This is a genomic window from Bradyrhizobium sp. BRP22 (genome assembly GCF_020194175.1).
Taxonomy (GTDB): Bacteria; Pseudomonadota; Alphaproteobacteria; order Rhizobiales; family Xanthobacteraceae; genus Bradyrhizobium.
This window is the reverse complement of record NZ_JADYVX010000074.1, coordinates 1-11793: the sequence shown is the minus strand read 5'-3', so window position 1 is coordinate 11793 and position 11793 is coordinate 1. Positions and strand designations below refer to the sequence as shown.

Genomic DNA, 11793 nt, shown 5'->3' with positions numbered 1-11793 from the left:
ATGGCATAGAAAAGCCGCTGCGCAGACTACCGCCAGAGCCGCACAGCATCGAACACATCACCTGAAACTCCGACCCAAAGACACCGCGATGCGCCAATTTCTGGGTTTTTCAGCAGACTGCTAGTGCATTGATGCGCGGTTCTCAAAAAGGACTTTAGTCTGGCTTGTTGAAGTTCCCACCTACCAAAACTTGTAGCCTTCCTAACCACAACAGCAAGCCCTGCCGAGGCTTTGCAGCGGGGTGGGCTCGGTGCCTGCCATCCGGCCAGAACAATTCGTCCTCGGGGTTATCGAAACACCAGGAAAATCGCGATTGCCTAGGGTGGATCGGCTCACACCCGGCTCTGGACGAGCCCCACGACTACGTATCTCAGCCTTCGAGGTCGTTCGGCTGGTATACTTAACCTCGAATCCTCCGACGGAATGTGCCAAGCGCGCCCTACATTCCGGGACAGACTACCATGGTGCCCCGCAGCAGGACTCTGCGCGTCTCTGCTTACCGATGCGGCTGCTCTCCAGCTGAGCTATGCGGGCCTGGTGCCGGCGGAGAGCTCGACCTTCGCCTTCGAATGCGCTGCGCCGCTCCGGCGAGGAATCTACAAACGGCGGCAGTGAACTCAGCCAAAGAAAAAAGTAGCTGCAAAAAACACCGTTCAAACATCTAGGCCTGCGCGCGGGTCTTGAGCCGCCGCTCGTGAAACCGGTGATAAAACGTGATCTTATCGGCGAGCGCCTCGCGCATGCTGCAGGCCACCACGCGGCGGCCCCCGACATGGTGCTTGGGGCACGAGCCCAAGCACGCTGGCATCATGCAGCAGCCACTGCACCCTTCGCTCTGAAAGGGATTGAAGCGCCTATATGGCATCTCGGCGGTTGTCACGTCCCGCATTGTTCTATCCATATCGTCCCTCAGAATGCGCGCGAATGTCGAGTGGGAAGTGCCCACAGCGGGGATGCACTTGCCGAGGTTGCCGTGTGGATCAATCGTGAACGAATTGCGCACAACCGCGGTGCAAGGGTAGCGCTTGGGCCGCGGCATGCCGAACACCATGTAGCCCTCTGAATCGAGGAAGCGACGAAACGTCAGCTCCTCCTTGGCGAACTCAGCGTTGGTGAAACAGTCGTGCGGCACGCAATCCAGCAGACCTCGGCTGGTGTTGATGAAACCGAGACGGAAATCGATGCGGTGATCGACCACGCCGTGGCTTTTGAAGAAGCGGACGACATATTTGGCCTCTTCGATGTTTTCCCGATCCACGTTGATGCGGATCGTGAGGGACCCGGTGGCCTCGACGATGTCCGGCAAGTGCTCGGCCAAGAACCGGTAATGGGCCTCCGCCGCCGCCATCGGGACTTGGCGCCGCGCAGAATAGGTCTCGGGCATGCCATCGAGGGAAATCTGCAGCGCCTTGATACTGAGCTCGGGCAGGGCGACCACCCTTTCCGGCGTCAACAGGACGCCATTGGTCAGCATCTCCGCATAGTAGTCGATCCCGACGTCGGCGCAGATCGCCTTGAATGCGCGCGTCATCGAGGTGATCGCGGCATAGGCGATCAGTGGCTCGCCGCCGAACCACTGGACGACGAGTTGACGGCTGTTGGCCAGCTTGCGACGGACGAACTCGATGGTCGCCTGCTGCATCCCTTCCGACATGACCTTCGTCTTGGGCGTATTGCGCTGGAAACAGTAGCTGCAGTGCTGGTTGCAAGACATCGTCGGCGCGATGGTCACAAACAGGCGTGATTCGTCGGCCTTGCTGTGACGCAGCCGCTCCTCCTCTTCTCCAAACTCGTCCAGTTCGGCCGGCACCACGAAACCAAGCGTCGCGAGACAGCTCACAAGCTCCCGATCCGGCGTGGCGTCCTCGTGCTCCAGGCTATCGAGACACCTTTGGACGATGGTCCAGCCGGTCTTATCCAATTCAAGCGTCTGGCCGTTCCTCGCGTTGAACAGCAGAGTCGTGTCATCCGCCTCGCGGAGGGGTATGTTGAAGCTCGACAGTTTCCACTTCCGCGTCGCAGTCATGGTCGTGGCGCTCCCCTTAGCTGAGCCGCACGCCTGGCTTGTCGTTGAAAGGACACAACGGCGGCGTGGTGTGAACGGAGCCATAGGAGAAATAGGCGTCCCGGTAACAGCGGCCCTTCTCCCATATGCAGGTCTCGAAGGACGGACAGGTCTCGCAACTGGACCCGGCAAACCGCTCGCGGCTGGGATGGATAAAGTTGAGCAATCGGGAGCCCGTCCAGATTTCGCGCAACGATTGGTGACGGGCGTCGCCGACCAGGAACGGCTCCTCGTACGCCATCTGCTCGCAGAGGAAGGCGCCGCCGTCGGGACCGATGCCGAGCGCGTGCCACCCTCCGCCACAGCCGATCCGCTGGCTCCAGATCTGCCGCTTGCGCTGCGGGGTCAGCTCTTCAGCCGACGTTGGGGCCCTCGATAGATTTTCGTTTAGCTTAATGTCCGGATACTTGGCTCGGATTGCCTCAAACTCGCGAGCAAGCGTTGCGTGATGGGCCCCGGTAACGAACAGGTCGTCACTGTGGCGGTGGAACGAGCGCGTATAGCGCACGAAACTGAAAGTTCGAGCGCCACAAGGGTAGAAGAAATCGACGATTTTCTTCGGTTGATTAACATTTAACCCAGTAATAACTGCCTTGATGATGGGCTGTATGCCGAAAGCCATGAAGCTCTCGAAGGTTCGAGCCGTTCGTTGCGTGCGGGGTTTCTTGGCGTTCAGCACGCGCACATTCACATCCTCGTCGGCGGCATCGAAGCTAAGCTGCACGGGCCGCTCGACTACACCGTTGATCTTCTCCTTGAAACCGGCGTCGACTAGCCGCGCGACCGCGTCGCGGTCCAGAAACGCTTTCGTCGACAGGAGGAACAGCATCTTGTGCTCGACCAGTAGATTGAGAAAGTCGATCCCGTCCCGCCGCACGAAGGTGTCACCATTGTCAGGTGAGCACATGCGGACCCCCATAGCCGCAGCCTCCTCGATCAGCTCGCGCCAACGTTCAAGACACATCTCCTTACCTGCTTTGATGCGTCGGTCGGCGTAGCAATAAAGGCAGTCGGTTTGACAGCGATGGGTGAAGACTGTGTAGAGGTTGATCGGTGCCTTTAGACGAAATCGAGTCTTCACCCCATGCATCACGCGCGAATATGCCTGCGGATCGATGACGAAGCAGCGCGGGTCGAAGCGGATCGCCTCGGTGATCGGCGCATGGGCAATCTCGAGGATGCCGTGAGCACCGATGCCCACGGGGGATACGCTTGCGCGCACCAAAGCGTCGATACTGGAGAGCGTCTCGACGAGGATCCCAGCCGCGGCCTTCGGGAAGAGGCGATGGAAGAAGGACTCAATCTCACAAAATCGCGAAACTCCGTCCAGTAGTGACAGGGCGAACCCCTGAACCGGAGTTAGGAAATGAATGTGCGTGTTGATGTAGTCGAGAGGGTAGAGAATCGGCCGATTCCCATCTTGTGTGAAGATGAAGTCCCGGCGCACTGCGACAAATTGATCTGGCTCGATGGATAGCTTTGTCATCGCACCCCTCTCTCGCACCCTCACGGGGGCTGACCGGAGTCCTGTATCTGTCGGGGCACCATCTGGATGCGATTGCACCCGGATGGTCCCCAGACCATTGGCTCGGCCTACCAGCAGATCATACAGGGACAGACGGTGCAGCTATCGCAGCCTGACGCGAGTACGGGCTCGCCAAACGCCGGCGCCCCTTGACCAGGGACGAGATCAACCTTGAGCCCCTTCTTCTTGATCAGGGTCTGCATCTCCTGGATCAACTTTTCCGACTCGTACTGCTTAAGCAGCGTCCCGAGATCGGCGTCTCCGCCCTTGACAACCCCGCGCTCCTCGATCGTCTTCATTTCTACATTCTCCATCAGAATATTTGACTCAGCGAAATAATTATACTCGACCTTAGATTGAGCGTCTTTGATGCACATCAACTTGTCTCCCAACCAATCTCTGCTGACAGGCACGCGAGCTGCCGCGGGTGCGAGCGGACTTGCTGTGGAGCTCGAAGGAACTATGGCGGTTCGTTCGGTGAAGCGAAATTATCGGATGCGGCGGAGTCGTCAGTGCGTCACATGCTTGAAGACATCCGCTCGGCTGGACCAAGCGCACAAAATCGCTTCCTTATTGTGGCTGCCCGCCCCCCTCTGCGGGGCTGGGGGAAGAGTCCAGGAGCGACGCTGTGTCGCGTGCCTGTAGCCCATGCAGGAAGAAGGCCTTGCGAACGGCACGCTGGTACTCGTGATCCAGTTCCAGTCGGTGGCCACCTCGAACCAATAGGAATATAGCCCTAGAATAAGCTAACGCGATGGCTTTACCTATTGCCGGAGAGAATACGACATCGTCCTTTCCCGCGATGACCAAAACCTCCCCCTGATAACGACTCCGATCCAACTGCAGATTCGGCAAGGGCGCATGCTGATGCAGGAAATTCCTCAGGACTTCTGTGGACCATAGGTAGAGCGGGAGGTCATAGCCATATGAGGACGCCGCACGCTGTAGGTCGCTTCCAAGTAGCTCGTACATCCGCACTTTAGCGGCATCAGCGGCAGGCAGGCTTAGCAGGGTGCGGCGGAGCGCCCAGCTCAGGCTCGGGTGCAGCTCATACCAAGCATACGGCAACGGGTTGTGGCTCAGCTCTCCGTGAACGATCTTATGAAGCGTTGCCAAGCCCGACTGTCCTTGTCGCCCGAGTTGAAAAACCATATAAGCCAAGCTTGCTCGCCTGCCATTCTCAAGCGGTGCAATCTCCGACAGGGAGGCAGCGGCTTCCGGATCGAGCTCAGCGAAATTGCGGGCGTAGGTCCATCCGTGCTGATGGGCCAAGTCCGGCGCTCCCGTGGCGGCCAGCAATGTCCGGGTCACGTGTTCTCCATATCGGTGTAGATACTGCTGCGCGAGCACGCCCGCGCCTGAGGCTCCGAAAACCATGATGCGCCCGTCTGACGGCAGCAGTTTCGCGGACACCATGTCCTGCCTTACGCGTTCGATATCCTCGACGCGCTGCCAGGATCCATAAAGGTTCATTGCACGGCGCAGATCCAGCTTCCCGTTTGGATAGACCTCGGGGAAAAGCGTGGGGCTATGGCCGCGGTGGCCGATCAGCACATAGGACACCCCAGGAAGCTGCTCATCAACGAAGGACAAATCCATCCCCGGGCCTACCAATTCCATTTGCCCGTCCGTCAGAAAAAAAACAACAGGGCCTTTGGGATTGAAGTTAGGGCTGAGCACATAGAAAGCGCGAAAGCGTCCGCTGCTTTCATCGGTATAATCCACCGGAAGATTAAGATATCGATGATGCCCATCGGGCGGCATGTCTGGGTAGTGCGCATCCAGCGCAAGTCGCGCATCCGGTGGCTCTTGTGCCGCATGCCATCGTCTACAGCCCCATATCCCACCTGCTGCCCCAAAAATCGAAAGCATGACCAGTAGGGACCAAATCCTTCGACGCGAATTTTTCATGATGGAAAGTAGCCCTGGTCAGGCTGCGTGGTAATAGGATCGAGAATACTACTCGATTCTCGGGGCCCAACTAACGATTTTCGACGGGAAAATTAAACTGCTTTTTCATGGGGCTCCGCGTGCGTTGTGTGGGGTAGTTCGTCGGTGACGCAGGAGTGGGCGACGCTGTCCTTGTCAAAACCAGAGGGCTGACGGCATTAGGTCGGGCACATAGCTGCGGGGCAAAATGATCGGGTCCTCACCAGAGTCCCGTCAACCGGAGGACGCTTAGGACTGCTGCTGTACAGAGGAACACCAGGATCCACAAAGCGGGAGGCGCGGTCGCACCTTCTTTTATGCTGAGCACCGAAAGTTTAACGCTTCCTCTCGCCCGCAAACAGGAGCGCCAAGATAGTCGCAGGCAGGGCGCCGATGCCGATCACCGCCGCAACCGGCGGCAGTTTCTTATCGACGCTAAGCAACGCGCGCACTCTGGGGACATCGCCGATCCAGACGTCGTGAACCAGAGCAATCCGCGATCGCGACTGCAAAAACGCCGAGACTCTAACTGCCGCTGGATGAAAGTTCAGTGGCAGGTCAGAATCAGGCAACGGACGCCTCCAACGCGCAAGTATTCCTGGAATTGGTATTAGATATAATACTCTCAGATTCTGTTCTGGGATCGAAAAATGCGTGAGAATATCTCGAGATATACTGTTCTCTGCTTCGTTTTTGCAGCATCCAGCATTTTGGCGGGTCAATTTCCCTCGCGATGCTCCTACGCGTTCGGAGCGGGGTTGTTGGTTGGAGCGATAGCCGCAATCACTCGCCGCCAAAGTGTACCCTGGAAAGTCCCTATTCTCCTTTGCCTAGCATCAGGCGCTGCAACAGCTCCGATCATGTTCAAGTACCCAGTTACCGAAATACTCGGACTTTACCTGGCCGCAGCGTTGCTGATAGCTGCTTGCGCATGGTGGTGGCGATCGCCACCACTCTTCTCAACCACCCCCAAGTATCTAATGGCCTCGTTCGAGGCCATTTTCTGTGGTAGATGGAACACGCCCCGGCGCGGAGTGCAGATGGCCGCGCCGGGGCACACTACCTGGACTCACGCACTGAGCGGAATATGACAAGAAACAATTCAGCCTTACCGCGCCAAAGCCGAGGATTGGCCGTGCGCAGGCGGAGCGAGCGAAACCGTCCGCTCGACAAAGAGTCGTGGCTGCGCCTCGCTGATGAATGGCAACAGCTCGCTGAACACGCCGAGAACCCGAAATCAATAACTCTTCGGCCGATGCCCCAACTTAGGAATCCTGCGCAGGTTGATCGCTAAAGGCGATCTGAACTGCATTCCGTTGGCTGAAAGGGCCATTAACGAATACTGGGATGCCACCCTGCCGAGAGCCCGCAAGAGCGGCCTTCAGCTTGTTCAGCAAGACGTGCTGGCCCGGGCCAATGCCGTGGTCGGGGATCTGTATGTCTTTCTCGTTCGAAATTAAGGGTTGCCCGGCGATTACCCCGGCGATCGCGGCTGCGACACGATGGAACTGCGGCGCAGGCCGAAGCTGATTCCGATCCAGCTCGCGCCTGCCACAATTAGATCGAGGCCGAGAAACAGGCCGAGGATATAAACACTGTTGATCGGCCAACGTGCTAGGACCAACAATCCAACCAGCAGAGTAATCACGCCGGATGCCGCCAGCCAAAACCGCGCCGTTTGGCGCTTCGTCCTGAATGCCAGGATCACGCGCATAATGCCGGAGGCCACCAGCGATCCGCCGAATATCAGCGTAAGCAGCGCAGCAGCGAGCGCAGGATTTTCGAACGTCACAAAGCCGGCAACGATGTAGAGCGCACCCAAAGGAGCCCACAGAAAAAACCTGCCCCAAGTCTCAACTTGGAAGGCGTTGATCAACTCGGCGAGCCCAGCGATCATCATCATCACACCAACGACGAGCACACTCGCAGCGGTTTTGAGCGCAACGCTGCCGACCGCCACGAAGCCGGTGACCAGATAAGTTATGCCGAGGGCGAAAATCCGGCGCCACTTCGGCAGTGAAGCGATGTACGGACCGGCTCGAAAATACAGGAGATCAGAAGAATTTGCCATGATGGTGCTCCGATGCGAAAGCTGCGCCGCTACATGCGCGTACCCTGAAATTTCGCCTTCGCTCGTCGCGACGTGCGGCGAGATCACCGGGCTGAGCTCATCGTTCGTTGCGAGCAGCCGGTTCAGGGTACTCGTACCACCCAGGCGCTGCGCGAGGTGCTCGCCGCCGAAGCCTAGGAGGTGGGTTGCTCACGATCTCGCCCAGATACCAAGGCCCATCTCGAACGCCACGTTGTTGTTCGGGCCCGGCGCTGACTCGTTGACCAGTGCGAACTTCCCAAGACACCCTTCGGTATTGTTCAGTGCGGGATCCGGATCAGGAGCTTGGGCGCGCGCAGCGCCCCCGAGCGCGAATGGGACAAGAAAACCTGATGCGGTCGGCTTCATCGCTGCCTCCTATTGTGGTCGTAATCGTAGTCGAAACCAGCGCTCCATACCGTCGCCAGCCGCAACGTACGGCCCCGGTCCCGGAAAGAATAGCGCGCGGTCGGCCCTATCTCACGCTTGGCGGATTGCTTAACTTACCGCAGATTGATGGCTGTGTTTTAAATGATCCAACATCTTCGAGCCTTCGCTGAACGATTTCGACCAGGATTGCTCCACGAAATCCACGTGGCACTTCAGTAGCTCAGAGGGAGTTTTGGAGTCGCAAAGAGTTTTCAGAAAAGTGGCCTGGTCGTGCAAAGAGGAAGCAGCCAATTTTAATCCGTCCCTCAGTGCCGCGGCGAACAGGTTTGTTGTCGCTTCGATCGATTTTTGCCATTCCGGAAACGTAAATGAGATGCGCGATGCAGCTGCCGCCGTTTCTCCAACACCATCAGCTCCGCCACCTGCTCCAGGGGTTGATGTCTGGGCCAATTCGGGCACCGCACGCGTCCGCCGTTCGCGTTTCTCGTCTTCGGCTGTGGTCGCGGGCATTCGATATCTCCCGGAAATGATTGCTACGTGCGGAGTGGTTCGCTGCTCACTTACGATCAGCAAGCTTCAGAGGGTACCACAACCTTCAACATGTCATACCTGCCTTATCTGGTAGCGCTTGATCGCAGGGCAGAAGCTCGACATCCGCTAGGCCCCCGTCCTCAAGAAACAATGTGAAGTTCGCCACCGATTCTGAATGCAGTTGAAGGATGTAGTCAGGTCGTGTGCACGGGAGAGCTTGGCCACTTGCTCGCGCATATACGTTGAAGACCGCCGATATCGGTCGGTTTAGCGTCTGCAGGCTCGATCGTCTGGAACGCGCAGGGGGTGTGAGCTAGTTCGACGTCACGTCCGCTCCGTGCCCGCGGGGCACGATTTCCCATCTCCCCGCGTCTTTCGTTAAGCGAGAAATATCCGCAGAGTTGATCTTTTGACGTTCCGCCCGTTCCGGGACTGCATGCCGCGGATGTCACCATGGCCGACGGAGGCGAACGGGTTAACCGTGAACCTTGCCTCGATATCGGCACTTGGCACGCCGTCGATCCAATCAGCGACACTCAGGGAGCGCTTGCATCGCGCGTGATATTCCTTGTCGCCGCTTGTTCGCGTTCGGAGTGCGCTGGCAAGGCTGTGCCACCGCGGCTCCCTGAGCGTGAGAATCCCGGGAAGCTGCTCTGCGAATTGCGCATGACGAAGTCGCCGTTGTAGAGGCGAGACACGAGCGTCTGGCCCTTTTTCCACGTCAAGGCGCACGAGCGTAGGAGTCGGGATCGTTGATGCTGCACTCACCCGCGCGATTCTCAGCCCGGGCTGATCGTGATTGAGACGCGCCGCGATGGCAACGCTAGCCGCGGGGCGACGGGTGGCACTTGGCGTAGGCCGCGCCGCCGCTTGCGGCCCCAAGCGTCGCGTGTGATAGATCGTCATCAAACACCAGCGTGTAGCGCATTTCCTCTCCACCCCACACGTGAATAGCCCCCAAGTACGTTCCCGAGATGTTGTCGGAGACGAAGCGTCCGTCGATATAGAGGCCCAAGCGACCATTCCGTACGGTAAAATCGCCATCGCAATCGATGTAGGACAGCGCGACGCGCGCCCTTCGCGTCTCGTCGTCGTCAGTACGAACGGCCGGTTTGCGCGCCGCGCCCTCCATATTAAGTGCAGCAAAGCACACACGCGGCGCATCGTTAGAGTTCGGCAACCACTCCGCGCAGCTGCGACGCAGTTCGGACGTGTCTTGCGGTATCTTGGCCTCGTCGCCGTACACCGGCCCAGCGGCGAGCACGAGCAGAATTGCGATGGTTCGGTTCATTTGCAGTTCCTTCAAAAGTCATCAGAGTGCATCGCGGCCCGCAGGCCGGGAAGCGCCGGAGCCCCAAGGAAATTGATTAGTCGGTATCGAATTTCACGGCCAGTTTCGGGCGAACTGCTACGTCTCTATGTCGTACCGGTCACCTACCTTAGCTGGTAGCGCTCGCTATTCGATCTCGTTAGGCATGTGTTAACCACGCACGTGCCCGAGCGAGAGCCGCCCCGAAATGGTGGATGTTCCAATCGCTGTTGAACTACGTCGAGCCGACGTTGTCAGAATGAACTTACGCGGCCCTCGTAACGTGGGCAACGGGGTTGATCGTCATGCGATTGTGGTGAGCTTGAACAGCCGCACGCAAAACCAACAATTGCTTATGCGCCTTCAATCGTCGGAAGCCCCTTGTTGGCCTCGATCATGCCGGCCGCGACAGCCGCGCCGCGGCCGACAAGAAAGCCAGGACCGTCATCGCGGATCTGCGGGCAAGCCGTCTGGCCAAAGCTGCTGATCTCGTCAGGCGGTTCACGAGACGCTCACCTCCTACGCCTTTCCGGACCTCCATTGGCGGAAGGATTCGAACGAACAATCCGCTCGAGCGCATCATGAAGGAGATCCGCCGACGAACCCGTGTCGTCGGCGCCTTCCGCGACCGCCGCGGTCTCATTCAAGCGGAGGCAAAGAGCGGCTGGGACGAATATCGAAGATGGGGAATCCGGAACTCCGCGCGATGCTTGTCGTTGGGGCAACAGCCGTCTTGCGGGGGGCCCGAAACGATGCGCGGGCGCGGCCGTGGCTGAAGGCGCTTCTCGCCAGACGCCCTTCAAGGTTGTCGCGGTCGCGCAAGCCAACAAGACGGCGCGGATCATTTGGGCGCTTCTGAACAAGGGCAGGACGTACCGACGTCCCGACCCGGTGACTGCCGAGGCCGCCGGCTGATGGACGCAGTGACCGCCAAAGCGATCTGACCGGCGCAGGCCGGCAGAGGGCAAGGTGCAACAACAGACGATGAACCCATGGGACGACATCCCGAAGCGAGTGAAGCTACTGCCCCCAATGCGCTCAAACGCGTAAACTTGATTTAGCTCCTCGTTCCGCGGATCTCATCGAGGCCAGCGGCCATGTGCCGCGCCCAAAGGCCGGACATATGACCGCACCGTTCCAATGTGTGAAATCGACTGAAAAAGCTCTTGCCACGCGGGCCGTTCCACATATGGGGCAAGGTCACTATCCCAAACGCCCGAAGACATACATTTCTTCGATAACCATGACTCCATGGCACAAGCAACGGTGACCCTTTACGGAAACCTAGTCAAGAAGCGCGAATGCGGACTTCAGCCGCCATAGCCCCAAGCCGATGATCACGAGACCCCAAAGCGATCCGATATCGTTAGTTGACGAGGCTACAATTGCTTGCGCGGAACAGATCATTGCAGAGCTGACAATCAAGACAGCTAGTCCAGCAACCGCCATGATGCCGAGAATTGGCAGGAAGGGGCGACGCCAGAACCCGCATTCGAACAGATAGGTTGCTGCGAGATTGGGATGAGTAGCAAACAGGAAAGAGAGTTTCGTGGAGCTCGCCAACTTACTCTCTTCAAGAGCGCGTTCCTTCCAATGCGAGAACACAGCTACTGACATACGCCGGTAGTAATGACCGATTTGACCTGCCACTGCATTTTCATCCAGCGGCAGTTAGAGCCTCGGGGTTTTGTACGCCAAGTGGCACGGTTGTAGCAACGGACGATCGGCGGAGCTGGTCGGGGTTGCGCAGCCGGTCGTCCGTTGCGGTGAGGTGGGCGGCGTAGGCCGCGGGGGTCAGGTATTTCAGCGACGAGGGAGGCCGCTGGATATTGTCGTCGGCGACCCAGTTAGCGATTTTGGTGCGGGCGTCGTCGAGATCGAAGAACAGGGTCTCGTTGAGCAGCTCATCGCGCATCCGGCCATTGAAACTCTCGATGAAGGCGTTCTGCATCGGC

General features: G+C 58.5%; 12 protein-coding genes and 3 pseudogenes. 3 read left to right on the top strand and 12 right to left on the bottom strand.

The features are described 5' to 3' along the window. Nucleotides 1-661 precede the first annotated feature (661 nt). The 5 genes from I6F35_RS38950 to I6F35_RS38930 all read right to left on the bottom strand — a co-directional run bounded on the left by I6F35_RS38950 (nt 662) and on the right by I6F35_RS38930 (nt 6091). Nucleotides 662-2026 (bottom strand): radical SAM protein, encoded by a 1365-nt coding sequence (locus I6F35_RS38950; protein WP_225122877.1) that lies wholly within the window; start codon nt 2024-2026, stop codon nt 662-664. Nucleotides 2027-2042: 16 nt separating this feature from the next. Beyond that, nucleotides 2043-3551 carry a radical SAM protein gene (locus I6F35_RS38945; RefSeq protein WP_225122876.1) on the bottom strand — a complete coding sequence of 503 codons (1509 nt, stop codon included), beginning with the start codon at nt 3549-3551 and terminating at the stop codon, nt 2043-2045. 107 nt (nt 3552-3658) lie between these two features. Continuing rightward, nucleotides 3659-3967, bottom strand: coding sequence for a hypothetical protein (locus I6F35_RS38940; protein WP_225122875.1), 309 nt, complete (start codon nt 3965-3967; stop codon nt 3659-3661). A 193-nt stretch (nt 3968-4160) separates the two neighbouring features. Continuing rightward, nucleotides 4161-5462: a hypothetical protein gene (locus I6F35_RS38935; protein WP_225122874.1), complete on the bottom strand. Its 1302-nt coding sequence runs from the start codon at nt 5460-5462 to the stop codon at nt 4161-4163. A gap of 392 nt (nt 5463-5854) precedes the next feature. Continuing rightward, nucleotides 5855-6091, bottom strand: a complete 237-nt coding sequence (locus I6F35_RS38930; protein ID WP_225122873.1) for a hypothetical protein — start codon at nt 6089-6091, stop codon at nt 5855-5857. A 711-nt stretch (nt 6092-6802) separates the two neighbouring features. On the opposite strand from I6F35_RS38930, the gene I6F35_RS38925 reads away from it, so the two are divergent. Continuing rightward, complete coding sequence (locus I6F35_RS38925) at nt 6803-6979, top strand: hypothetical protein (RefSeq protein WP_225122872.1); 177 nt, start codon at nt 6803-6805, stop codon at nt 6977-6979. A 14-nt stretch (nt 6980-6993) separates the two neighbouring features. Here I6F35_RS38925 and I6F35_RS38920 read toward each other — a convergent pair whose 3' ends face one another. The 5 genes and pseudogenes from I6F35_RS38920 to I6F35_RS38900 all read right to left on the bottom strand — a co-directional run. Beyond that, nucleotides 6994-7677: an HdeD family acid-resistance protein gene (locus I6F35_RS38920; protein WP_346283251.1), complete on the bottom strand. Its 684-nt coding sequence runs from the start codon at nt 7675-7677 to the stop codon at nt 6994-6996. A 102-nt stretch (nt 7678-7779) separates the two neighbouring features. Continuing rightward, nucleotides 7780-7977: a hypothetical protein gene (locus I6F35_RS38915; protein WP_225122871.1), complete on the bottom strand. Its 198-nt coding sequence runs from the start codon at nt 7975-7977 to the stop codon at nt 7780-7782. A 129-nt stretch (nt 7978-8106) separates the two neighbouring features. Then, the gene (locus I6F35_RS38910) at nt 8107-8508 is read right to left on the bottom strand and encodes a hypothetical protein (protein WP_225122870.1); all 402 of its coding nucleotides are present in this window, start codon (nt 8506-8508) and stop codon (nt 8107-8109) included. A gap of 844 nt (nt 8509-9352) precedes the next feature. Further along, complete coding sequence (locus I6F35_RS38905) at nt 9353-9820, bottom strand: hypothetical protein (protein WP_225122869.1); 468 nt, start codon at nt 9818-9820, stop codon at nt 9353-9355. A gap of 283 nt (nt 9821-10103) precedes the next feature. Further along, nucleotides 10104-10248: pseudogene (locus tag I6F35_RS38900) on the bottom strand (IS256 family transposase); the annotation flags it as partial. A 36-nt stretch (nt 10249-10284) separates the two neighbouring features. On the opposite strand from I6F35_RS38900, the pseudogene I6F35_RS38895 reads away from it, so the two are divergent. Then, a pseudogene (locus I6F35_RS38895) lies at nt 10285-10485 on the top strand (transposase); the annotation flags it as partial. Further along, nucleotides 10470-10753 (top strand): annotated as a pseudogene (locus tag I6F35_RS38890) (transposase); the annotation flags it as partial. The pseudogenes I6F35_RS38895 and I6F35_RS38890, both read left to right, overlap by 16 nt. 369 nt (nt 10754-11122) lie before the next feature. Here I6F35_RS38890 and I6F35_RS38885 read toward each other — a convergent pair. Beyond that, a complete protein-coding gene (locus I6F35_RS38885) occupies nt 11123-11488 on the bottom strand; it encodes a hypothetical protein (protein WP_225122868.1) in 366 nt (121 codons plus the stop codon). Nucleotides 11489-11495: 7 nt separating this feature from the next. Further along, nucleotides 11496-11793 (bottom strand): transposase (locus I6F35_RS38880; protein ID WP_225122867.1); only part of this gene is annotated, 298 nt, incomplete at its 5' end.

Bases quoted from the DNA above. Each gene is read 5' to 3' on its own strand.
- I6F35_RS38950 (WP_225122877.1), bottom strand. From the start codon at position 2,026: ATGACTGCGACGCGGAAGTGGAAACTGTCGAGCTTCAACATACCCCTC.
- I6F35_RS38945 (WP_225122876.1), bottom strand. From the start codon at position 3,551: ATGACAAAGCTATCCATCGAGCCAGATCAATTTGTCGCAGTGCGCCGG.
- I6F35_RS38940 (WP_225122875.1), bottom strand. From the start codon at position 3,967: ATGTGCATCAAAGACGCTCAATCTAAGGTCGAGTATAATTATTTCGCT.
- I6F35_RS38935 (WP_225122874.1), bottom strand. From the start codon at position 5,462: ATGCTTTCGATTTTTGGGGCAGCAGGTGGGATATGGGGCTGTAGACGA.
- I6F35_RS38915 (WP_225122871.1), bottom strand. From the start codon at position 7,977: ATGAAGCCGACCGCATCAGGTTTTCTTGTCCCATTCGCGCTCGGGGGC.
- I6F35_RS38910 (WP_225122870.1), bottom strand. From the start codon at position 8,508: ATGCCCGCGACCACAGCCGAAGACGAGAAACGCGAACGGCGGACGCGT.
- I6F35_RS38905 (WP_225122869.1), bottom strand. From the start codon at position 9,820: ATGAACCGAACCATCGCAATTCTGCTCGTGCTCGCCGCTGGGCCGGTG.